Origin of the sequence: Rhodococcus sp. 1R11 (assembly GCF_004563845.1) — a bacterium.
GTDB lineage: Bacteria > Actinomycetota > Actinomycetes > Mycobacteriales > Mycobacteriaceae > Rhodococcoides.
Genome location: NZ_SPNG01000003.1, coordinates 132,693 through 155,525 on the forward strand (window position 1 = coordinate 132,693; position 22,833 = coordinate 155,525).

The 22,833-nt window shown below is 64.2% G+C and carries 21 protein-coding genes; 10 read left to right on the forward strand and 11 right to left on the reverse strand.

Features of this window, described 5'->3' with window-relative positions; all coding sequences use genetic code 11:
* Window positions 1–47 precede the first annotated feature (47 nt).
* Window positions 48–422, forward strand: coding sequence for a helix-turn-helix domain-containing protein (locus tag E4P29_RS06475; protein WP_135042947.1), 375 nt, complete (start codon window positions 48–50; stop codon window positions 420–422).
* On the opposite strand, the gene E4P29_RS06480 is transcribed toward E4P29_RS06475, so the two are convergent.
* A complete protein-coding gene (locus tag E4P29_RS06480; protein WP_135042949.1) occupies window positions 423–773 on the reverse strand; it encodes a VOC family protein in 351 nt (116 codons plus the stop codon).
* Window positions 774–845: 72 nt separating this feature from the next.
* Here E4P29_RS06480 and E4P29_RS06485 point away from each other — a divergent pair, with 72 nt between their 5' ends.
* Window positions 846–1,460, forward strand: coding sequence for a DUF6764 family protein (locus E4P29_RS06485; RefSeq protein WP_245154191.1), 615 nt, complete (start codon window positions 846–848; stop codon window positions 1,458–1,460).
* Between the two features lie 319 nt (window positions 1,461–1,779).
* Here E4P29_RS06485 and E4P29_RS06490 read toward each other — a convergent pair whose 3' ends face one another.
* The 3 genes from E4P29_RS06490 to E4P29_RS06500 form a co-directional block, all read right to left on the reverse strand.
* Window positions 1,780–2,799 carry a hemolysin family protein gene (locus tag E4P29_RS06490; RefSeq protein WP_135042951.1) on the reverse strand — a complete coding sequence of 340 codons (1,020 nt, stop codon included), beginning with the start codon at window positions 2,797–2,799 and terminating at the stop codon, window positions 1,780–1,782.
* Entirely contained in the window at window positions 2,796–4,202 is a 1,407-nt protein-coding gene (locus E4P29_RS06495; protein WP_135042953.1) for a hemolysin family protein, read from the reverse strand. Before E4P29_RS06495 ends, E4P29_RS06490 begins: the two co-directional genes overlap by 4 nt.
* A gap of 120 nt (window positions 4,203–4,322) precedes the next feature.
* Window positions 4,323–4,715, reverse strand: coding sequence for a universal stress protein (locus tag E4P29_RS06500; RefSeq protein WP_245154192.1), 393 nt, complete (start codon window positions 4,713–4,715; stop codon window positions 4,323–4,325).
* 114 nt (window positions 4,716–4,829) lie between these two features.
* Here E4P29_RS06500 and E4P29_RS06505 point away from each other — a divergent pair, with 114 nt between their 5' ends.
* From E4P29_RS06505 to E4P29_RS06515, 3 genes are read left to right on the forward strand one after another with little or no spacing between them, the layout of a single operon-like run.
* Window positions 4,830–5,819 carry a tripartite tricarboxylate transporter substrate-binding protein gene (locus tag E4P29_RS06505; RefSeq protein ID WP_135042955.1) on the forward strand — a complete coding sequence of 330 codons (990 nt, stop codon included), beginning with the start codon at window positions 4,830–4,832 and terminating at the stop codon, window positions 5,817–5,819.
* Window positions 5,816–6,346 carry a tripartite tricarboxylate transporter TctB family protein gene (locus E4P29_RS06510; RefSeq protein WP_135042957.1) on the forward strand — a complete coding sequence of 177 codons (531 nt, stop codon included), beginning with the start codon at window positions 5,816–5,818 and terminating at the stop codon, window positions 6,344–6,346. Before E4P29_RS06505 ends, E4P29_RS06510 begins: the two co-directional genes overlap by 4 nt.
* 16 nt (window positions 6,347–6,362) lie before the next feature.
* Window positions 6,363–7,868, forward strand: a complete 1,506-nt coding sequence (locus tag E4P29_RS06515; protein ID WP_135042959.1) for a tripartite tricarboxylate transporter permease — start codon at window positions 6,363–6,365, stop codon at window positions 7,866–7,868.
* Window positions 7,869–8,004: 136 nt separating this feature from the next.
* Here the strand turns inward: E4P29_RS06515 and E4P29_RS06520 are convergent, their stop codons facing one another.
* Both E4P29_RS06520 and E4P29_RS06525 read right to left on the reverse strand, forming a co-directional pair.
* Window positions 8,005–9,078 (reverse strand): alkene reductase, encoded by a 1,074-nt coding sequence (locus E4P29_RS06520; RefSeq protein ID WP_135042961.1) that lies wholly within the window; start codon window positions 9,076–9,078, stop codon window positions 8,005–8,007.
* Window positions 9,079–9,176: 98 nt separating this feature from the next.
* Entirely contained in the window at window positions 9,177–11,357 is a 2,181-nt protein-coding gene (locus tag E4P29_RS06525; protein ID WP_135042963.1) for a glutamine synthetase III, read from the reverse strand.
* 195 nt (window positions 11,358–11,552) lie between these two features.
* On the opposite strand from E4P29_RS06525, the gene E4P29_RS06530 reads away from it, so the two are divergent.
* Together E4P29_RS06530 and E4P29_RS06535 are read left to right on the forward strand one after the other, a co-directional pair.
* On the forward strand, window positions 11,553–12,020 hold the full coding sequence (locus E4P29_RS06530; protein ID WP_135042965.1) for an SRPBCC domain-containing protein: 468 nt from the start codon (window positions 11,553–11,555) through the stop codon (window positions 12,018–12,020).
* Between the two features lie 21 nt (window positions 12,021–12,041).
* Window positions 12,042–12,479, forward strand: a complete 438-nt coding sequence (locus tag E4P29_RS06535) for an SRPBCC family protein (protein WP_135042967.1) — start codon at window positions 12,042–12,044, stop codon at window positions 12,477–12,479.
* A 31-nt stretch (window positions 12,480–12,510) separates the two neighbouring features.
* Here E4P29_RS06535 and E4P29_RS06540 read toward each other — a convergent pair whose 3' ends face one another.
* On the reverse strand, window positions 12,511–13,350 hold the full coding sequence (locus E4P29_RS06540; RefSeq protein ID WP_135042969.1) for a class I SAM-dependent methyltransferase: 840 nt from the start codon (window positions 13,348–13,350) through the stop codon (window positions 12,511–12,513).
* Window positions 13,351–13,497: 147 nt separating this feature from the next.
* On the opposite strand from E4P29_RS06540, the gene E4P29_RS06545 reads away from it, so the two are divergent.
* Together E4P29_RS06545 and E4P29_RS06550 are read left to right on the forward strand one after the other, a co-directional pair.
* Window positions 13,498–14,385 (forward strand): DUF5996 family protein, encoded by an 888-nt coding sequence (locus E4P29_RS06545; protein ID WP_135042971.1) that lies wholly within the window; start codon window positions 13,498–13,500, stop codon window positions 14,383–14,385.
* Window positions 14,386–14,505: 120 nt separating this feature from the next.
* Window positions 14,506–15,858, forward strand: coding sequence for an MFS transporter (locus E4P29_RS06550; protein ID WP_135042973.1), 1,353 nt, complete (start codon window positions 14,506–14,508; stop codon window positions 15,856–15,858).
* 85 nt (window positions 15,859–15,943) lie between these two features.
* Here E4P29_RS06550 and E4P29_RS06555 read toward each other — a convergent pair whose 3' ends face one another.
* The 4 genes from E4P29_RS06555 to E4P29_RS06570 form a co-directional block, all read right to left on the reverse strand.
* On the reverse strand, window positions 15,944–17,386 hold the full coding sequence (locus E4P29_RS06555) for an acyl-CoA desaturase (RefSeq protein ID WP_135042975.1): 1,443 nt from the start codon (window positions 17,384–17,386) through the stop codon (window positions 15,944–15,946).
* Between the two features lie 24 nt (window positions 17,387–17,410).
* Window positions 17,411–18,508: a ferredoxin reductase gene (locus E4P29_RS06560; RefSeq protein ID WP_167735397.1), complete on the reverse strand. Its 1,098-nt coding sequence runs from the start codon at window positions 18,506–18,508 to the stop codon at window positions 17,411–17,413.
* A gap of 98 nt (window positions 18,509–18,606) precedes the next feature.
* Window positions 18,607–20,103 carry an FAD-dependent oxidoreductase gene (locus E4P29_RS06565; protein ID WP_135042977.1) on the reverse strand — a complete coding sequence of 499 codons (1,497 nt, stop codon included), beginning with the start codon at window positions 20,101–20,103 and terminating at the stop codon, window positions 18,607–18,609.
* 38 nt (window positions 20,104–20,141) lie between these two features.
* Window positions 20,142–21,047 carry a diiron oxygenase gene (locus tag E4P29_RS06570; protein ID WP_027495752.1) on the reverse strand — a complete coding sequence of 302 codons (906 nt, stop codon included), beginning with the start codon at window positions 21,045–21,047 and terminating at the stop codon, window positions 20,142–20,144.
* 153 nt (window positions 21,048–21,200) lie between these two features.
* On the opposite strand from E4P29_RS06570, the gene E4P29_RS06575 reads away from it, so the two are divergent.
* The gene (locus E4P29_RS06575) at window positions 21,201–22,724 is read left to right on the forward strand and encodes an adenylate/guanylate cyclase domain-containing protein (protein ID WP_135042979.1); all 1,524 of its coding nucleotides are present in this window, start codon (window positions 21,201–21,203) and stop codon (window positions 22,722–22,724) included.
* Window positions 22,725–22,833 lie beyond the last annotated feature (109 nt).

The window sequence follows — 22,833 nt, forward strand, 5'->3', positions numbered from 1 at the left end:
ACATCTGAATTTAGCGCTGCGGGTACAGCCTGCGCTAACATGGTGAAATGTCCGAGGCCGTCGAATCTCTCGAAGCGTCCGTCTTCGCACGCGAATGCGGGTCTCGGCGGACGTTGCAGAACGCGACGAGCAGGTGGGCCGTGCTCGTCCTGGCCGCACTCACCGAGAGCGACTACCGATTCAATGCACTGCGCCGACGCGTCGACGGCGTCAGCGAGCGAATGCTGGCGCAGACGCTGCAGACCCTCGAACGTGACGGTCTCATCGTGCGTACCGTGCTTGAGACCATCCCACCGAAGGTCGAATACAGCTTGACCCCACTCGGTCGCGAGGTCGGAGCACGGTTGACCGACCTCATCGAACTGATCGAGGGCTCGATGCCTGCCGTACTCGAAGCACGCGCCGAGCACGACGCCCGCTGATCAGCTGGGCGGCGTCACCAGACACCATTCGTTGCCCTCGGGGTCGAGTAGTACTTGGAACGACCCGGCCGCAGTGGTGTGCCGGTCGCCCACCGCCGTCGCCCCCAGACCGACTGCCTGCTCGACGGCAACCTCGATGCTGGGGACATCCACGTCGAGATGGAGCCGATTCTTGCCGGACTTACCCTCGGGCACTCGCTGGAACGCCATCCGGGTGAACCCGGGAACATCGACGAAATGCCACGAGTCGTCGCGCACCGCCGGCATCCCGCCGAGCACCCCAGCCCAGAAATGCGCCAGCAATGCCGGCTCTGCGCAGTCGAAAACGACCTCGTCGATACGTCCGATCATGACGCAATCGTAGGGACCGACCGCGCTCCACGTTGCGTTACCTCAGCGTTATTTCACCGAGATGTTTTCGAGATGTCGACGAACCCGCACCGCGCCCGGGCAGGTCGAGACTCGAAGTCAGGGAGTCGGGTCCCCAGCTACACCGGCCCGGCGACCATCACGCTCGGCGCACCGGTGCCGACGCATCGATCTCGGGAGGCATTCACCATGTTCCACACCAAGAGAATTCTCGGCGGAGCGGCAGCATTCGGATTCGCCTGTACCTTCGCGGCCCTGGTGCCCGGGACGGCGTCGGCCGCACCGGTCGCCTGCACGACGGCACCCGGAGGGGGCGACGTCGCAGCGCTCGTCGGAGGTTCGCAGTGCGACAGCTCCGCAGACGGTGCAAGTGCCGCGGCCGGAGTCGGCCTCGAGGGATGGGGCTCGGCGGAGGCGATGAACAACGCAGCGGCACTGGCCCTCGGTCTCAACGGCGGAACCGCTGTCAGCAACGCCGGTTTCGGCGGCGCGCCTGCGGCGATCGCCTTCGGTCCCGGTGCCATCGCACAGAACACTGCGGCCGGCCTGGGACTGTCGATCGCTGTGGCTGCGCCGGGCTCGACGATCACCCTCACCCCCGAGGGTGCCGTCTGCAACGGTGCCGGCTTCGCCGGCAGCTTCACCACCCTGCAGGGTTGCATCGGCTGACGCCCGTCCTCGTCGGAGAGAAACACGACTTGCGCAGGCCATATCGATGCCGCCGGGCCCGGGGTGATCTACAGTTTCACTGACTACAGTCTCGGTACGCGAGTCGGCAACGACCCGCTGAACAAGGAGTTCGACGGCAATGATGTCCTACCTGCTCTACGACGTGCTGCTACCCCAGCTCGGCCACGACGTCGCGTCGTACTGGGCACACTTGTTGGTCGTCGCCCCGATCTGAGTATTCGGGCTCGATGCGACACAGACATCCCCGATCGGCCGTCCAGGCCGGTCGGGGATGTCTCGTTCGAAGTCCGATATCGGATCAGACGGGTTCGGGAAGTAGGCGCGTGAGCACATCCGACAGCGTCACCACGCCGACCGTCCGTGACGTCTCGCCCGCCCCGACCGACGCGTCCACCACCAGCGCCAGATGGTGCCGGGTCTCCCGCATCGACGCCAGCGCCACATATACCGGAGTGGTGGAGTCCAGCGTGTAGGCCGGACGCGTGATCTCGGCCAGATTCTCGGGATCGGTCAACGTATCCCGCACGTGTACAACACCTTTCACTACCTCGTCGTCACTGACGAGGATGCGCAGATGGCCGCTGATCCGGGACGCCTCACGCACGTCGTCGATCGACGCCGACGACGGTACCGAGGTCGGTGTGCCGCTCCCGGCAACCAGATCGCCGACGGTGAGATCCTGCAGTTCCAACGCTCCCGAAATCTGCGCCTGGTAGCTGGCGTCGAGCGCACCGACGTTGACCGAGTGCTCCACCAGTTGACGAAGATCGTCCGCGTTCTGCCCGGTGCCCACGGTGTCGGCCGGCTCGACGCCCACCTTGCGCAGGCACCAGTTCGCCATGTTGTTCAAGGCCGTCAGCACCGGACGCGTGAGAAACATGAACGCGCGCATGGGGATTGCGAGCATCGTGGCCGACTTTTCCGGATGTGCGATGGCCCAGGACTTCGGAGCCATCTCGCCGACGACCAAGTGCAGGAACGTGACGACGATCAGGGCCAGGACGAAGCCGAGGACGTCCGCGAACCAGTAGGGCAGGCCGATGCTCTCGAACAGCGGCGTGAGCCAGTAGTGCACGGCCGGCTTGGTGGTCGCGCCGAGCGCGAGCGTGCAGACGGTGATGCCGAGCTGCGAACCGGCGAGTAGCACCGTCAGCTCCGAGGAGCTGCGCAGAGCGGCCCGAGCGGATCGCGAGTTCGGCGCAGCATCTTCGAGGCGATGCCGCTTGGCTGCGAGCAGAGCGAACTCGACTGCGACGAAGAACGCGCTCGCCGCGATCAGACCGATGGTGACGGCCAGAAAGACCCAGAGGTTGCTCATCGGTGCGCTCCTGCAGTATCGGACTCCGCCGAACTCTTGTCGTGCTCGGTTGCTCGCTCGTCGATGGTGAGGGTGAGCAGTGACGGCACGTGACTGTCGATCTCCTGCACCTCGATCGTGACGAATCGAATGGGTGTCTCGTCGTCGTTGGCCAGATCGGCGTTGTCCGGCGGCAGATCGACCTCGATTCGGGTCCCGATGTCGGGTAGCGAACCATGATGGGCGATAGCGAATCCCGCGATGGTCTCGTAGTCACCGTCGGGCAGATCCACCCCGATCGCACGCTCGACCTCGTCGACGTGCACCTCGCCCGCCATCGTCCAGCTGCCGTCGTCGGCGCTGACCGGGCTCGGGTCGAGTACGCCGTCGTCGTGCTCGTCGGTGATCTCGCCGACGAGCTCCTCGGCCAGGTCCTCGATGGTGATCACTCCGGTGAGACCACCGTATTCGTCGATGACACAGGCCAATTGGTTCCGTGTCGCCCGCAGCTCGCGCATCGCGTCGGGCAGACTCTGCATCTCGGGAAGAATCAGTGCATCGCGGGTGAGGCCTGCGATGGGGGTCGAATCCGGAGCGGTGGAGGCCAACACATCGTGCAGGTGGACCACGCCGACGATGCCGTCGTCCTCGTCCAGCACGGGATAGCGTGAATGTTCCTGCCCCATCAGCGCTTTCACCTCACCGAGGGTGTCGGTGTCACGGACAGTCGCTGCTCGTGAACGTGGGATCATGGCGTGTTCGACGTTGCGCGTGGGGAAGTCGAGAATGCGATCGAGCAGCGTCGACAGCTCGTCGGGCAGATCCCCGGTTTCGCGCGAATCCGAGACGATGTGCTCGAGGTCGCGTGGACTGGCCGAATGTTCCACATCGTGCACCGGCTCGATCTTCAGCGCTTTGAGCAACAAGTTCGACGACTGGTCGAAAATCGTGATGAGCCAACCGAAAAGCTTGAGGTAGACAGTCGTCGACAACGACAGCCATCGGGCCACCGGCTCGGGGCGGGCGATGGCGAAGTTCTTCGGGAACAGTTCACCGAAAAGCATCTGTACGAACGTCGCGAACGTGATCGCCAGAACGGCACCCAAGCCGACACCGACTGCTGTCGGAACACCGACGCCGCCCAGTATCGCTCCGAACGACCGACCGATCAGCGGTTCGGCGACATAGCCGACCAGCAGGCCGGTGACAGTGATGCCCAGCTGCGCACCGGACAGCATGAACGAGGTCCGCTTGGTCACGGCGAGCGTGCGAGCTGCGACGGCGTCGCCGGCTTCGGCGCGTGCCTTGAGCCGGGACCGGTCGACGGTCATGTACGCGAATTCCTGCGCAACGAAGTAACCGGTTGCGACGGTGATGAGAAAAACGACGAGCAGGCCGAGCAGAAGAGTGAGCAGAACGCTCATTCGCCGGACACCGCCTCGCACGTAGTAGCTGTAGTGCGGGGAGCCGTGTCCGGCCCGGGTTTATCGCTGTCCATGATTCCTCGAGGTCGAGTGGTGGGAGATTTGTCCGATACTACCGGGTCACGGCGCTTTCACGACGAGGACGGGGACCGGGCAGTCCAGCAACACGCGCTGAACGGTGCTACCCATCAGGAACTTGCCCACGGCGGATCGACGCTTCGAGCCGATGACGAGCATCCCCGCACCGACGTCGGCGACGAGATCGACCAGGGCACCGGCCGGGTCACCACCGTCGGGTTCGACGCGCACCGTCGTAGCCGCTCCCGGCAACGTGCGCTCCACTTCTGCCTGTGCCGCGCTACGGTCCTCCGCCGACACGGAATCGCGGTCCACCACGGACAACACGATCAGCTCGGCCTGACGCAGCTCTGCCTCGGCGGCACCACGTCGCAACGCTTCCTGGCCCTCGGGGGTGTTGCTCATCGCTACTGCCACTGCGCTGCCTACCGACACGATCTCTCCCGTTGCTCGAATCCACCGAAGGCCGCCCTCGATGTTTGTGAACTGGACTAATCAGACAAACTGTATCTAACCTGACGCTGTGACACACCACACGAAAGGTCTCTGATGGCGATATCGCCCACCCTGCTACGAACGGCCGGAGCCCTGGTGGTGGTGGGAGCAGTCACCGTCGCCGGAATCGACGCCGCTCGCAGTGCCAGCGGCTCCGACGCCCGCGCCAAATTGACACTGATAGCACCCGCTGCCGCAGGCGGTGGCTGGGACTTGGTCGCGCGCGAGTCGCAGCAGGCGCTGCGCAGCGACGGCATCGTCAACAACGCGCAGGTGGTCAACGTTCCAGGAGCAGGCGGCACCATCGGCCTGAGCCAACTCGAGAACCTCAGCGGTCAGCCCACCACGGTGATGATCACCGGCACCGTCATGCTCGGCGGCATCGCGATCAACAACTCCGAGACCACGTTGGCCGACACCGTCCCGATCGCCAAACTTGCCGAGGACTTCGAGGTGTTCGTTGTCCCGAAGGATTCACCGATCCAGAACCTCGAAGACATGATCGAGGCGTGGCGGGCCAATCCCGGCGGGCTGCCGATCGGCGGTGGCTCCCTCGGCGGAATCGATCACATCGTCGCGGGTCAGTTGGCGCAGGAAGCCGACATCGACCCGGCCGCAATCAATTACATCGCCTACTCCGGTGGCGGCGAGGTACTGACGTCGCTCCTCTCGAACACCGTCGGCGTCGCGGTCAGTGGGTTCAACGACTTCCGAGACCAGATCGAGGCAGGCAACGTGCGTGCACTCGCTGTGGCCGCGCCCGAGCCGCTCGAGGCATTCGACGTGGACACCTTCATCGAACAGGGCTACAACGTCGACCTCGTCAACTGGCGCGGAATCGTTGCGCCGCCAGGGATTTCGGACGGGGACCGGCAGACGCTCGTCGACATCGTCACCGAGATGGTCGAGACCGAGCAGTGGGCAACCGCCGTCGAACGAAACCGCTGGAAGGAATCGGTGGTGACGGGAGACGAATTCGGGGAATTCCTCGAGGTCGAGCAGGCACGCATCACCGGAATTCTGGAAGAGCTGGGGCTGGTATGACAACAACGACTACCGACACAGGCACGTCCCGGTCCTTCTGGACGGGCCGCAGTGGACTGATCGTTCCGGCGCTGCTCGTCGCCCTGGGAGCGTTTCTGGTCTACGGAACCGTCACCATGGAGGTTCCACCCACCGCCACCTCCCCCGGACCGCAGGTCTTTCCGGCCATCGTCGCCGGCGGCTGCTTCGTGGTTGCCCTGTTGGTCACCATCCAGCTGATGGTCAAGCCCGACGAGATCGACCGCGGGGTCGACGACGACGGAGTGCCGCACACCGGCACCGTCAGCAATTGGCGCACGCTGTCCATCACCGTCGGATCGGTGGCAGTGTTCATCGCCCTCCTCGACCCACTCGGCTGGGTTCTCGCCGGCGCGCTTCTGTTCTGGGGTGTGTCGGTCGGATTGGGCGGTCGCCGTTACGTGTTCGACGCGGCAGTCGCACTGCTGGTCTCGAGCACGATTCAGATCGCATTCTCCGCGGGCCTCGGCCTGACCTTGCCCGGCGGCGTCCTCGCCCAGATCTTCTGACGGAGCTGAATTTCCGATGGATTCATTGAGCAATCTTCTCGACGGGTTCGGCACCGCGCTGACTCCGATGAACCTGGTGTGGGTGTTCGTCGGCGCGTTGCTGGGCACCGCCGTGGGCGTCCTGCCCGGTCTCGGCTCTGCCATGGCGGTGGCCCTGCTGCTGCCGGTCACGTTCACCCTCGACCCCACTGCCGCGTTGATCATGTTCGCCGGCGTGTATTTCGGCGGCCTGTTCGGCGATTCGATCTCCGGCATCCTGATGAACACCCCGGGCAATAGCACCGCCATCGCCGGCACGTTCGAGGGTCATCGCATGGCCAAGAACGGCCGCGCGCCACAGGCTTTGGCCACGTCGGCCATCGGCGCCTTCATCGGCGGCATCGTCGCGACGACCCTGGTCGTGTTCTTCGCCCCGACGCTCGCGGACCTGGCGACCAACTTCGGTCCAGCCGAATACCTTGCACTGGCGGTGTTCGCCTTCATCGCCACGTCGGCGGTGGTGTCGGACTCGGCGCTCAAGGGTTTGACCGCATTGCTCATCGGCCTCACCCTGGCAGTGATCGGTATCGACGGCCCCTCCGGCGCTTCACGATTCACCTTCGAGATACCTGCCCTGTTCGACGGCATCCACATCGTCGTCATCACCGTCGCGATGCTCGCTCTCGGTGAAGTCATCCACATTGCGTCGAAGATCGGACGGCCCGAGGACCGAACCCTGATCAAATCGCAGGGCCGCCCCTGGCTGAGCAAGGCCGAATTCCGCGACGCGCTGCCGGCCTGGCTGCGTGGAACGGCATTCGGGGTGCCGTTCGGTGTGATCCCCGCGGGCGGTGCCGAAGTACCGAGCTTCCTGGCCTACGGCACCGAACGTCGGCTCGATCGCAAGCGCGAGAAGCCGATGTTCGGCAAGGGTGCCATCCGCGGTGTGGCCGGACCGGAGGCTGCTGGAAACTCCACGGCCGGAACGGCAATGGGAGCGCTACTGGCGCTGGGTCTGCCGACGTCGGCGACAGCGGCCATCATGTTGGCGGCATTCCAGCAGTACGGCATGCAGCCCGGACCACTGTTGTTCGAGCGCAGCGGCGACATCGTCTGGGCCCTACTTGCGAGCCTGTTCGTGGCCATGATCGTGCTGCTGATCCTCAACCTGCCGTTCGCACCACTGTGGGCGCAGCTGCTGAAGATCCCGAAGAACTACCTCTACGCCGGCATCTCGGTGTTCGCCGCCCTCGGCGTCTACGCGTCGAGTGCGTCGATCGTGGATCTGATCTTCATGCTGGGGCTCGGCATCGTCGGATTCATGATGCGGCGCTACGACATTCCGCTCGCACCGGTGTTGATCGCCGTGATCCTCGGCCCACTCGCCGAGGAATCACTTCGACGCGCACTGGCCGTCAGCGAGGGCGACCCGTCGATTCTGGTCAGCAGCGGCATCACCATCGTGCTCTACGCCCTGATGATCATCGCCGTGGTGTTCTCGATCGTCAGCAAGATCCGCGCCCGCAAGACTGCCGACTTCTGAGTACGCTCCGCGCAGTGGTGTGGCTCTGTTCTCGGGTCGTTCCGCAGGCTCCACTCCTGCGAGCCCTCAGGGGCGCTCAACCACACCACTGCGCATCGGGTCGTTCCGCAGGCTCCACTCCTGCCGCTAGGCACTCTCAGTGCTGCAGGGCCGGGTAATCCGTGTAGCCCTTGGCACCGTCGGTGTAGAAGGTGCTCGGATCCGGCTCGTTCAGCGGCAGATCCTCGCGCCAGCGGTAGGCGAGATCGGGGTTCGCGATCGCCGGGCGGCCGACGACGATGGCGTCACCGATACCGTTGTCGAGCAGCGACAGAGCCTCGTCGCGAGTGGTGATCTCACCGAAGCCACTGTTGACGAGCACAGCCCCGCCGAACGCCTGCCGCAGATCCTGTACCAGCTCGCCCGACGGATCCTTGTGCAGCACACTGAGGTACGCCAGACCGAGCGGTGCGAGCCGCTCGACCAGCGCACGGTAGGTGGCGCGCACGTCGTCGGAATCCGTCTCGAGCGCATCCTGGATGTTGTGCTCGGGTGAGATGCGAATTCCCACCTTGCCCGCTCCGAGTGCCGCGGCCACGGCTTCGACCACCTCGGCCACGAAACGCGCCCGGTTCTCCGGCGAACCGCCGTACTTGTCGTCACGCTGGTTCGAGGCGGGCGAGAGGAACTCGTGCAGCAGGTAACCGTTGGCACCGTGAACCTCGACGCCGTCCATACCGGCAGCGATCGCATTCTTCGAGGCCTGTACGAAATCTGCAATCACCGACGGCAGTTCGTCCTCCCGCAGCGCGCGCGGGGTGGGGTACGCCTTCTTGCCCTCGTACGTATGAGTCTCTCCATCGATCGCGATCGCGCTCGGCCCGACGACCTCACGGCCACCCGTCGTCGCCTCGTGGGTCACCCGCCCGGCATGCATCACCTGAGCGAAGATCAGCCCGCCGTCGGCGTGCACTGCGTCGGCGACATTGCGCCAACCCTCGATCTGCTCGTCGGTCACCAGACCCGGCTGACCCGGGAAGCCCTGGCCGGCATGGCTCGGGTAGGTGCCTTCACTGACGATGAGACCGAGCGATGCCCGCTGCTTGTAATGCTCGACGACCAGGGGGCCCGGCACACCGTCCTTGCCGGAGCGCACCCGCGTCAGCGGAGCCATCACCAACCGGTTGTCGAGCTTCAGGTCGCCGAGCGTCAAAGGGGAAAACAACTTCATGGATCTCTATCTCCTCACGAGTGCGTGCACAATCCTTGCCACTGATCACTCGAACGATCGAGATCCACGAAGCTATTCCGATCCGAGACATTGCTCACTCACAAGATGTACAGCATCTCCTGATACGTCGGTAGCGGCCAGAGATCGTCGGCCACCATTGCCTCGAGGGTGTCGGCCGCAGAACGGACAGCCGCCATCGAGGGCAGCAGTTCGTCCTTGGCATGCTCGGCCTCGGCCAGAGCGTCGCCGCCCGGATCCGCTTCGAGGGCACCCTTCAATGTTGCCAACGCTGCACGCAGCTCCGACAGTGGATCCGAGACTGCTTGCAGCGCAGTCATGTCCACGTCGTCGACGCCCGCACCCTTCAGCGCACTGACGTTCTGCGCCAGTTCCGTCTGGTAGCGCACGGCAGCGGGCAGGATGGATGTCTGCCCCATCTCGAGCGTCAACCGCGCCTCGACGAACACCGTCAACGCGTACTGTTCGAGCCCGATCTCGTAGCGTGAGTGCATCTCTCGGTGGTTGAACACCTTGTACTTCTCGAACAGTTCCATCGCCGACTCGGAGATCAGCTCGGGCAACGCGTCCAGCGTGGTACGCAGGTTCGGCAGTCCCCGCGATTCGGCCTCGATCTGCCAGTTGTCGGAGTAGCCGTCGCCGTTGAACACCACCGCGCCGTGTTCGGTGATGATCTCGGTCAGCAGATTCTGCACGGCAGTATCGAAGTCGATGCCATCGGCGACGGCCGTCTCCAGGTTGGTCGCCATGTAGTCCAACGCCTCGGCCATGATCGTATTGATCGTGACCATCGGGCCGTTGACCGTCTGCATCGAACCGGGTGCGCGGAACTCGAACCTGTTGCCGGTGAATGCGAACGGGCTCGTTCGGTTGCGGTCACCGGGATCGGTCGGCAGGACGGGCAGTGTATCGGCACCGATCATCATGGTGCCCTTGCCTTTCGAGGATGTAGCTGCGCCCTTGGCGATCTGATCGAACACGTCGGCAAGCTGGTCGCCGAGGAAGATCGAGATAATCGCGGGCGGAGCCTCGTTGGCCCCTAGACGGTGATCGTTGGTGGCCGACGCCACCGAGGCGCGCAGCAGACCACCGTACTTGTGTACCGCGCGGATGACGGCGGCGCAGAAGACCAGGAACTGCGCGTTGTCGTGCGGGTTGTCGCCGGGTACCAGCAGCGATCCGAGCTCGGAGTTGCCGAGCGAGAAGTTGACGTGCTTGCCCGAGCCGTTGACGCCCTCGAACGGCTTCTCGTGGAACAGACACTCCATGCCGTGCTTCTTCGCGATCGTCTTGAACGTCGTCATCAGCAGCTGTTGGTGGTCTGCCGCGATGTTGCCGCGCTCGAACATCGGCGCGATCTCGAACTGTCCGGGTGCAACCTCGTTGTGCCTGGTTTTGGCCGGAATACCGAGCTTGAACAGCTCGCGCTCGGTGTCCATCATGAAGCCGAGCACGCGCTCGGGGATGGCACCGAAGTAGTGGTCGTCGAACTCCTGACCCTTGGGCGGCTTCGAACCGAACAGGGTGCGACCCGCATTGAGCAGGTCGGGACGGGCGAGGAAGAAGTGTCGGTCGACGAGGAAGTACTCCTGCTCCGGGCCACAGAACGACACGATGTTCTCGATGTTCTCGTGTCCGAACAGTTTCAGGATGCGCTCGGCATGTCCGCCCATTGCCTGCTGCGAACGCAACAACGGCGTTTTGTGGTCGAGAGCCTCACCGGTCATCGAGACGAACACCGTCGGGATGCACAAGGTGTTGCCGTTCGGGTTCTCGAGTACGTACGCCGGGCTGGTGACGTCCCAACCGGTGTAACCGCGGGCCTCGAACGTGTTGCGGAGGCCGCCGTTGGGGAAGCTCGACGCGTCGGGCTCACCCTGGATCAGGGTCTTGCCGGCGAATTCTGCGAGCGCACTGCCGTCACCGACGGGATCGAAGAAGCTGTCGTGCTTCTCGGCCGTGAGCCCGGTGAGGGGGTAGAAGACGTGCGCGTAGTGCGTCGCCCCCTTCTCCAGGGCCCAGTCCTTCATTGCCGACGCCACTGCGTCGGCCACCATGGGGTCGAGCTTCTTGCCCTTGTCGATCGTGGCCATCACCGACTTGAACACCGACTTGGGCAGTCGCTTCTGCATGACGACCTTGCTGAAGACGTTCTCACCGAATATCTCGCCCGGCTTCTCGTCTCCGACGAAGCTGACCGCAGGCGGCACGTACGCCTCGACGTCTTTGATCGCCTGCAGGCGGACGGTATTTCCACTCATGGCTACCCCTTGGCAAGGTGCGCTCCGCACCTGGTGTGTGCGGAGTCCGACTCGGCGACTGTACGAATGCCTCGTGGCGGTGGTGTTTCGTCGCTGTGTCCACTGCAATGCAAAACCGTCGGAAGGCAGGAGTTTCCTTCCGCGACGGCGGGGGTAAGTGCGTAGCCAGCGTAATCAACCGGAAAGCGTGGCCCCATGACCGAAGAACTGACCGTCCGCCGCGTGATCGACGCACCGGCTCCCACCGTGTTCGCCGCACTGGCAGATCCGCAGGTGCAGGCGACGGTGGATGGTTCGGACATGCTGCGCGGTGCGATCGACCCGACGCCGCTACGCGCGGTGGGCGACACCTTCGCGATGGACATGTACCAGCCCGAGCTCGGCGAGTACGTCATGGAGAACACCGTGTTCGTGTTCGAGCAGGACCGACGCATCGGTTGGATTCCCAATCGCCAGGGCATGGAACCGCGGGGCACCCGATGGTCGTGGGAACTCGACGACGTGACCGAGGGTCGTACGGCACTGACGCAGGTCTACGACTGGTCACGCGTCACCGATCCGGAGTTCCGGAAGATGGCCGGTTTTCCGCGGGTGACCGAAGAACAGATCGTCGGCACGATGCGCCGTCTCGCAGAACACCTCGGCGTCACCGTCGAGAACTGATCCATCGAAAGAGAGAACCTCATGGTCGACGTCACCCGAACCTTCACCGCCGCTGTCGCGCTCGACAAGGCCGCGGCATTTCTGCGCGACTTCTCCAATGCGACGGCATGGGATCCGGGAACCGAGAGCTGCACCCAGATTTCCGACGGCCCGGTGGCCGCCGGAACCCAGTGGCACAACGTCTCGAAGTTGTTCGGAGTCACTACCGAACTGACATATACGTTGGTCACCGACGAGCCCGATCACATCGTGCTCGAGGGGAAGAACAAGACGGCCACCAGTGTCGACGACATCACGCTGACAGCCGAAGGTCCCGAGGCGACCCGAATCGACTATCACGCGCACGTCGAATTCAACGGTGCGGCAAAGGTTGCCGGCCCGTTCCTGAAGGCGGGCTTCGAGGCGAAGGTCGCTCCGGAGACCGTGGAGAAAATGACCGCCGCGTTGGAAAGACTGTGACCTCGGCGCTTCCGAGCTCAGTACCTCGCAGTCAATTTCGTTCCAGCGCAGGTTTTTTCGCGAGGACGGTGAAGTTGTCGACCGAGGACTCGTGTCGGTCCGGCGCGATGCGCTCGCCGTCGTCGCCGTAGACGGCGAGCAGTTCGAGGCCGGCGCCGGCCACCAGAGTGCGGACGTCGTAGAGGGTCGAGAAGTGCATGACGAGTGCGAATTCGTGGGCTTGCAGTGGGGCCAAAGCCCACGATCGGTGATCCTCGGCCTTCGACCGATTGACGAGCCAGTTCCGCACACCCCGCACCTGAGCAGATGGATCGAGCAGACGACGTCCGATGGCGACGAGAAGTGCTCGCAGCGAGAACTGTGGCCGAGTCGTCGGTCGCCGTAACTGAAACGGGCTCTCCAGATACGACCGGCCACCGCGATTGAGCGTCGAGAAGACCACGACGCCTGTCTCGTCGGTCACCCGCGCGAATTCGGCCAGCACGCGTTGGCGTTGCTCGTGGGTCACGGTATCGAGTCCGTTGTTGCTGAAGACAACCAAGCCGAACTCACCGTCCTCGAACGCCGCCAGGTCACGAGCGTCGGCGACGTGCGCAGGCAGATCGGGGAAGTTCTGCCGGAAGGCGTCGATCATGTTGGGCGCGTAGTCGATTGCCACGTATCTGTCGGAGAGCAATCGCAGCAGCGGCGTGGTGCGGCCGCTGCCCACACCCACGTCCAGCACCGGAACGCCGCGGGCCAGGTCGGCGGCGGCGACCAATGCCGCGGCCTCACCGCGATCGAGAAATCCGTCGGTGGGCCCCATGAATTCCACGTAGGTGGCGGCGACCCGAACATCGTCGAAAACACCTCGGTTGGAGTCGGTGGACAACTCGGACACCTCCACGTTCACGAGCTGCGGACGTACTGCAGCTGCCGACGACGGTACCGACGAACTCTGAGGCGCGCCTGAGGTGCTGCGCCCCGGTGTCTCGGCACAGGTATGGTCTCCTTCCTCTCGGCCGTGCATCATCGACATATGACGAGTTCGTACGACGCGTGGCCCGAACTTCGAGTCGACAGCTGGGCGGACACGCGCGACACGGTGCAGCTGTGGACCCAGATAGTCGGCAAGACCCGAATGGCGTTGTCTCCCCCGCTCAACCACTGGTGGGGAGTTGCGCTGTACGTCGACGCGTCGGGTCTGACGACGTCGCTGATGCCGCTCGGTGATCGGGGCCTCGAGATTCGCTTCGACTTTCTCGCGCATCAGCTGGTCCTCGCCACCACCGATGGCGAGCGCCGAACCATGAAGCTCGAGCCTCGAACCGTTGCGGACTTCTACGCCGAATACACCGATCTGCTCTCTCAGCTCGGTGTCGAGGCTCCGATCGTGGCAGTGCCGGTCGAGCTGCCACACGCGACACCGTTCGCCGAGGACGTCGAGCACGCGTCGTACGACGCCGATGCCGTCCAGAAGTTCTGGCGAGCGCTCGTCAGCGCTCATCGGGTGTTCTCGGAGTTTCGAGCCGGCTTCCGCGGCAAATCCAGCCCGGTCCACTTCTTCTGGGGCGCTTTCGATCTCGCTGTCACACGATTCTCCGGAAGGCCTGCACCACAACATCCCGGTGGCGTTCCCAACTGTCCCGACTGGGTGATGCACGAGGCATACAGCGACGAGGTGTCGAGCGCCGGGTTCTGGCCGGGCGGAGCCGCGGAGGGCGCGTTCTACGCGTACGCCTACCCGAACCCGGACGGCTACGACAGCCATCCGGCCGTCACCGCTCCCGCGTACTTCGATCGTGAGCTCGGCGAGTACGTACTGCCGTACGAATCCGTGCGCACCGCAGAGGATCCCGACGCGCTTCTGCTCGCTTTCCTCGAGAACACCTACCGCGCAGCCGCGGAGACCGCCCACTGGGGCTAGCTCGGGTGGGCGGTCATCGTTCCCCCCATTCGGGGGTATCCCACGGGTGACCCGGATCACTACCGTTCGTCGCATTCGGTATCGCACATATACCCGATACCCGACAAAAACGGAGGAACCATGACCGCTGTCTCGCCCGAGGATCCGGGCGTCGCCACTCCGACCCCACCGGCGGTGCAGACGAAGACGAGCGTCCGCCGAGTTGCGGTTGCCAGTGGCATCGGCACCACGATCGAGTTCTACGACTTCTTCATCTACGGCACTGCCGCCGCGCTCGTCTTCCCCACGATTTTCTTCCCGGCGCTCGGATCGACCGCGGGCACCGTGGCGTCGTTCGCGACGTTCGCCGTCGCGTTCATCGCCAGGCCCGTCGGTGCGGTGCTGTTCGGCCACTTCGGCGACCGCATCGGCCGTAAGAAGACCCTGATCTCGACCCTGCTGTTGATGGGGGTGTCCACCTTCGCGATCGGTCTCCTGCCCGGCGCAGCGACCATCGGAGTCGCAGCCCCGATCATTCTGGTACTGCTCAGATTCGGGCAGGGATTCGCCGTCGGCGGCGAGTGGGCGGGTGCCACGCTACTCACGGCCGAGTACGCACCTGCCGGCAAGCGCGGGTTCTATGCGATGTTCCCCCAGCTGGGCCCCTCGGCCGCGTTCATCTTCTCCAGTGCGACCTTCCTCGCCACCGGCCTGCTGTTCGGCGATACCAACGAGACCTTCCTCAACTACGGGTGGCGAATTCCGTTCCTGCTCAGCGCTGTTCTGGTCCTCATCGGCCTCTACATGCGGTTGGCCATCGAAGAGACTCCGGTCTTTCGAGCCAACAAGCTCGCCGAGGAGCACGCTCCGGCGAACTCCGCACCGACGAAACTGCCGATCTTCGACGCATGGCGCATCCAGAAGCGCGAAATCATCACTGCGGCAGGTGCATTGTCGTCCCTCTTCGCCTTCTTCTACATGGGGACCGCATACCTGACGAGCTACGGCACCAAGACCCTCGGGTTCGACCGCCCGTTCGTGTTGGTCACCGGGATAGGTGCTGCGGTGATCTTCGGTATTGCCATCGCCACCTCGGCAACCTATTCCGATCGCGTCGGCCGGCGGCGCGTGATCATGGCGGCATGCATCGTCGCGGTGCCGTGGTCGATAGCACTGTTCCCATTGCTGGACTCGGGTTCACCGGTCGCGTTCGTGATAGGCATGTGCGTGACGCTCGCAATCTTCGGTGTTGCGTACGGCCCGACCGGAGCTCTGCTTCCGGAGCTCTTCCAGACCCGATTCCGTTACACCGGAGCCGGTTTGGGCTACAACCTCGCCGGCGTTCTCGGTGGCGCGATTCCGCCGATGCTTGCCGCACCGCTCACGGCCGCGTTCGGCAGTATCTCGATCGGCGTGATGCTGGCTCTGCTGTCGGTGCTGAGTCTGGTCTGCACCAAGAGACTGATCGAGACCAAGGATGTCGACATGGCATAGGGGCCCACGACCGACACACAGAAGAACCGCGGCCACCCGGAAGTCGGGTGGCCGCGGTTCTTGTCAGCTGTGTGGGTAACGAAATCTAGTCGTCGCCACGGGGCGGCGGCTGGACGTCGACGCCGCCGGAGTTGTGCTCCGGTCCCGCCGCAGGATGCTCGGCCGGTACGCGACCGCGAGTCTTGGCGGCCTCACTGTCCTTGGTGGCACCCTCGGCGAACTTCCGACGCCAGCTCTCCTCGGGACGGTAGGGACCCGGCTTCGGCCGAACCTTGCCACCCGGGAACGCCAGCCGTGCAATGGTCCGCTGGACCATGCCCCACTGCTGGAAGAACGGTCCGGTGTTGTACGGCAGTTCGTAGCGCTCGCAGATGTCCTTGATCTTCGGCGCGACGTCCGAGTACCGAGTGCTGGGCATGTCCGGGTACAGGTGGTGCTCCACCTGGTAGCTCAGGTTGCCGCTCATCAGGTGGAACAGCGGTCCGCCGTCGATGTTGGCGGCTCCGACCAACTGACGGACGTACCATCCGCCGCGGGTCTCGTTCTCGACCTCTTCCTGGCTGAAGGTGTAGGCCTGGTCCGGGAAGTGACCGCAGAAGATGATGGCATTCGACCAGACGTTACGAATGATGTTGGCGGTGAAGTTCGCCGCCACCGTCGAGAGGAACGTGCTCTCGACACCACTGAGGCGACTGTCCAACAGGGCGGCCGTCCGGCGGTTCTTGCCGAATCGCGCGGATCCCCGCAGCTTGGACGCGAGGCGAGACCTCTTGCTCTCGGGCAAACGACCACCCGATGCGAGCTGCGCCAGCGCGAATGCCCCGGCACTGATCAGCGGCCAGCCCACGTAGTCCTTGACGAACTGCTTCCGTGCCTTGACGCCGATGCCCTTGAGGTCCTCGACGAGCTCCTTGACGGGCTTCTCTCCGCGACGGATAGCCTCGATGTCGAGATCGTGCAGGGCCACGCCCCACTCGAAGAACGCCATCAGCAGCACGTTGTAGAACGGCTGGGCCAGGTAGACCGGGCTCCACTTCTGACGTGGATCGATACGCATGATCTCGTAGCCGAGATCCTTGTCCTTGCCGCGAATGTTCGTGTACGTGTGGTGCACGTAGTTGTGGGAGTGCTTCCACGAGTTGGCGGTGGACGCGGTGTCCCAGTCCCATACGGAGGAGTGGATTTCCGGATCGTTCATCCAGTCCCACTGGCCGTGCATGACGTTGTGGCCGATCTCCATGTTCTCGAGGATCTTCGCGATGCCGAGGCATGCGGTACCGGCCAGCCACGCCGGCTTGCTGGTGGAGCCGAGCAACAGCACGCGGCCGGCAACCAGCAGCTGACGCTGGGCTGCGATCACCGAGGTGATGTACTTGCGGTCCTTGTCACCGAGGCTGGAGTACACCTCGTCGTGAATGGCGTCGAACTCCTTGGCGAGTTCGGCGATCGTCTCGTCGCTCAGGTGCGCCAGCGGGTTCACCGGCTCATCGGTATCGGTGCCGCGCCTGGTGGTTTCGTCGATAGACATACATTCCCCTGTTCGAATGGAAGATCAGAGTTCGATTTCGATGTCGCCCTCAGCAGTGTTGACACAGATCCGAACCGCTTGCCCCGTAGGTTCGGAGATATCCCCGTTACGTAGGTCACGTAAACGCCCCTTCCTCAGGGTACCTACGCACGTATGGCAGATGCCGATTCGGCAGCCGTACGTCAAATCCAGGCCGGCTTCCTCGCCTGCGGCGAGAATCGTTGTGCCGCCGTCGCACTCGACGTCCTTCTCGCTGTTGACGAAGCGCACGGTTCCGCCCTCACCGGCATCGTCTCCACCGCCGATGACGGGCTGGAAACTTTCGTAGTGGAAGCGTTCCGACTCGCCCTGGTCTTTCCAGTACGAGCGCAGATCGTCGAGATGCTCACCCGGACCGGAGCAGAATGCTTCTCGCTCACGCCAATCCGGGACCAGTTCGTCCAGTTCCGACGCCTTCATCCGACCTTCGTCACTGGTGATACGTAGCTTCACCGTCAGCCCGTCGTGCTCGGCTTCCAATTCCTCGAGCGTGTCCGCGAACATCAACTGTTCACGGTTGTGCACCGAGTGCACGACTACCACGTCCTTCACCTGATCATGGTGATCGAGGGCGCGCAACATGCTGATGATCGGCGTGATGCCGCTGCCGGCGCTGATGAACACCATCTTGTCCGGCACCGGGCTGGGCAGCGTGAACTCACCCTCGACCTCGCTGAGCCGGACGATGTCACCGGTTCTGATGGTGCCCACCAGATACGGCGACACGGTCCCCGACGGCACCAGCTTGGGACTGACGCTGACCAACCCGTCCTCCGGGTCCGGATCGGACGTCAGGGAGTACGCCCGCCAGTGATAGCGACCGTCGATGAGCACCCCGAGCCGTACGTACTGGCCCGGCGTGTGACCCTGCCACTCGAAACCGGGACGGATGTACACCGACACGGCCTCGGATCCCTCGGGGACCACACGTTCGACCTTGCCGCGGAGCTCACGAGTGGTCCACAGCGGGTTGATCATCGACAGATAGTCGTCGGGCCGGAGCGGATTGAACAACGACCGGACTGCGCGCAGCATCGTCCGTCTCACAAAAGAAACCTGGGGCTTGGCCCCCCGTTCAGCCATACTCAACGGTAACTCCGAGAAGCTCGCCGTGCGTACGAATCGCGCAGACTCGAATCAGACTGCTACACAAAGCGAACAGAACACGGGGATTCCGCCGGTCAGCGAGCTCGCGAGACCCGATCGCCGAGAGCGGCGCTCACTTTGCCGTACCAACCGAGCGGACGGGCCGGGCCACGTGTGGGGACGTCCGCCAGCAGCGCCTCGGCCGTTTCCTCTGCGTCGATCTTGTTGTCGCCGATGCCTCCCGTCGCACCGCGCTTGGCCCACCCCACCACATAGCTGCCGGGAACCGGAGTGCCGTCGGCAGCGGTGATCCGTCCGCCGTCGTTGCGAATGGTGCCGGTGATGTCGTCGAACGGGACGCCCGGGGACGGTGTTCCGCGATAACCGATCGCGAGGAGCACCAGCTCCGTCGAGAGAGTGACCGCGTGTTCACCCACACCCACCTCGATGGACTCCACCGAGCCCTGCCCGTGCACAGCAGAAGGTGCCCGCCCGAATGCGAACACGATGCGACGCCCGTGCGTGCCGGATCCGAGATCGACTCGGACCGCGCCGGCCAGCGCCGACGCGGGAGCCGACAGCGGCAGTCTGTCGATCGCGTCGACGATTCCGTCCGGTCCCGCCACGACGACGTCGACGCCGGCGCGATCGACGAGCGCCTTGCACTCCGATCGCGTGAATGCCGCGAACTCCGGTCCTCGCCGTGCCAGCACGACCACCTCGCGTACCCGATTGCGACGGAGCTCGGCCAATGCGTGCGGGGCGATCTCGGTTCCGTCGAGACCATCGGGATCGGCGGTGAGAATGCGGGCGGCGTCGAGGGCGACGTTGCCGTTGCCGATGATGGTGACGCGGTCGACGCCCGTGAGGTCGATGGCGTCGGCAGGGACGTCGGGATGGCCGGTGTACCAGCCCACCAACGTGCGCGCGCTGACCGAATTGTCGAGATCGATACCGGGGATGTCGAGCGCTCGGTCCTTGTCGGCACCGACGGCATAGACGACGGAATCGAACTTCCGAGCCAACTCGACGTGATCGACGTCCTTGCCCACCTCGATGCCGAGCTTCATCGTCACGCGTGGGTGCGCGAAGATTCCGCGAAAGTGCTCGCTGATGCGTCGAGTGCCGAGGTGGTCCGGTGCCACGCCGTAGCGCGCCAGACCGCCTGCGGTCGGCAGCCGGTCGTAGAACGTGATCGTGGTTCCCGGCACGCGTAGCAGGGCTTGGGCGGTGTAGCAGGCCGCCGGACCGGTGCCCACGATGGCGATGCTGACCGGAGGCAGCTCGTTGACCGTCGCCACCGGAAAGCGCGGTTCACCCCACTCCGCAACCGCCGGCTTGTCGCGGTAGTAGTCGGCGTTGATCTCGGCGTAGATCTGCTGGTCCGGAGTCAACCGGGACACCCGGGTGATCGCGTCGACCGGGCACGCATCCGCACACGCACCACAGTCGATGCACGATCGTGGATCTATGTAGAGCAGCTCGGTCTTACCGAAATCCGGCTCGTCGGGGGTCGGATGAATGCAGTTGACCGGGCAGACCGACAGGCAGGATGCGTCGTTGCAACAGTTCTGCGTGATCGCGAACGGCATGGGTTATCGAATGTCCTTCACGGCCTCGAAAAGAGTGGTCAGAGCATGTGCAGACGACGGTAGATCATCTCGGCCGGCTTGGTGATCAAACCGCAATCGAGGAGAAATGCCATCAGGTGCTCACTCGAGGTGCGCATCATCGTGTGGTGGTGGGCGTTGTTCTTCGCTTCCTTCACCGCACGGTCGACATCGAGGCCCGCTGCTGCGTAGACCTCCTTGTTGACCATGTTGGACACGATGAGTCGAGCGGCAATCGCGACGACGAGCGCGCTGGCCTTGCGGCGAGCCGGACTCTTGCCTTCGATGTCTTCACGCATCTGCGCACGTGCGAACGTCATGTGCCGCGATTCCTCGACGACGTGGATCTTGCTGGTGGTACGCACGAGCGGCAACACGTTCTCGCCGCGCATCCAGTCGCGCTGCATGACGTCGAGAACTTCTTCGGCGACGAGAATGCCGCCGTAGGCCACCTCGGCCGATGCGAGAGCCTTGAAGCCACGGCCGAGCTCGATGCTCGATCGACGCGGCAGGTACGCCTTGATGCCCATCTTCTGGCAGGCGCGGGCGAACATGATCGAGTGACGGCATTCGTCGGCGATCTCGGTGAGGGCGAACTGGAAGTCCGAGTTCGAGGAGTCCTTGCAGTACTGATCGCGAAGAACCATCTGCTGCAGGATCATCTCGAACCAGATGCCGGTGCTCATGATCGAGCAGACCTCGTGGCGAGTGAGCGTGATGCGCTGCTCCTCGCTCATCTCGTCCCACAACTTCGTGCCGTAGAGGGTGCTCCACTCCGGGTTGAGGCCGTAGAGGGAGGGATCGAGATCGGCCTCCCAGTCGACCTCTTCGGCCGGGTCGTACGACAGCTGGGCGGCAGAGTCGAGCAAACGCGCCGAAACATCCTCGGGCTCGAGAACGTCGTTCCTGGAGAGTGTGCTGGTCATCGCCGTCGTTCCTTTCATCGTCGAACAGGAGTGGTTAGCTGTTACGGAGATTACCAGGTACTTGCGGACACAGGTAGTGGCTCGAGGAAATCGGCCGTCGATTCGCCGGCCGAGCCCCTACAGTTCGAGCGACCACAGAAACGGAGATCCTCGGTGATCGCAGCTCTACGATCCGCACTGACCCACACCCCGATGCGGCTCTATGCGGCGGGCATGGTGTCGGCGAACGCCATCGGGGCAGTCATCGTCTTCGTACTGGCCCGCTTCGTCCTGCCGCTGCCGATCGGCTCCGAAGAGATTTTGTCCGACCGCAACTATCTGGCCTTCTTCGTCTATCTGCCGGTCGCAATCGGGCTCGGCATCGCGCTCGGTCTCCATGTGGCGAAGCCGCTCGTGCTGTGGCTGCACACGGGCGGCACACCGTCGGACGAGACCACGATCGCCGTGATCCGGCTACCTCTGCGGCAACTCGGTGTGCACGTTCTGTTGTGGGCGCTCGGTGTTGCGGTGTTCGTCGGCGTCAACGCCTCGGCCGGGGCTGCGTTGTCGATCATCGTGGCCATCGCCGTCAGTTTCGGCGGGCTGGCGACCTGCTCGCTGGGCTATTTGGTCGCCGAGCGCTTTCTCCGTCCCATCACCGCGGCCGTGATGGACGTAGGCGAGGTCACCGACACGGCGGCGCTCGGAGTGAAACTGCGCGTCGTTCTGATCTGGGTACTGAGCACGGCCATTCCCATCCTGGGGCTGGGGCTGATCGGACTGGGCAGACTGATCGACACCGTCATTCCCCCCGACGTCGACCTGTCCCCCGCGATGGTCTCCCTGTCTGCGATCGCCCTCGTCGTCGGCTTCGGCGGAATGTTTCTCGTCGGTCGATCGGTGTCCGATCCACTGCAGCAGGTGAGCTCGGCCATGCAACGTGTGGAAGCCGGTGCCACCGATACCCGCGTCGACGTCTACGACGCCTCCGAAATCGGCAGACTGCAGAACGGGTTCAACAAGATGGTCGTCGGCCTCGACGAGCGCGAACGACTCCGTTCGCTGTTCGGTCGGCATGTGGGCCACGATGTCGCACAGCGCGCGTTGGCGAGCGCGCCCCGTCTCGGCGGCGAAAACCGAACCGTCGCTGTGCTCTTCATCGACCTGGTCGGCTCCACCGCACTGGCCGAACGCGAATCCGCCGAGACGGTGGTGGACCTGCTCAATCGATTCTTCGCCGTAGTCGTCGAACACGGTGAGCGCAACGGCGGCTTCGTCAACAAGTTCGAGGGCGATGCCGCCCTGCTGATCTTCGGAGCTCCGGTCGACCATCCCGACCCGGCCACCGCGGCGCTGCGCACTGCACGCACCCTCGCCGGCGCGCTTCGGGCCGACGGCGGTTTCGAGATCGGCATCGGCGTCACGTACGGGCCGGTGATCGCAGGCAACATCGGAGCCGAGTCCCGTTTCGAGTACACCGTCATCGGCGACACCGTGAACCAGGCGGCCCGGCTCACCGATCTGGCCAAGGACGATCCTGACACCGACGTGCTCACCTCGTCGACGGTGCTCGAACACGCGACTCCGGACGAGCGGCTTCTGTGGGAGTCGGGGCGGTCCGTGACCCTTCGCGGGCGATCCGCACCGACGGTTCTGGCCGCCCCGATACAGCGCGACGGACAGGCGATCGCACCGTAGAAAATTCGAAGGTTTCCCTTTCGGTGCCGATGGGGCATACCCCACCGACCAACCCACCCATCGCGCTGGCGCGAGACATTTGCTGGTACAACGTCTCTCGCTCCGAAAG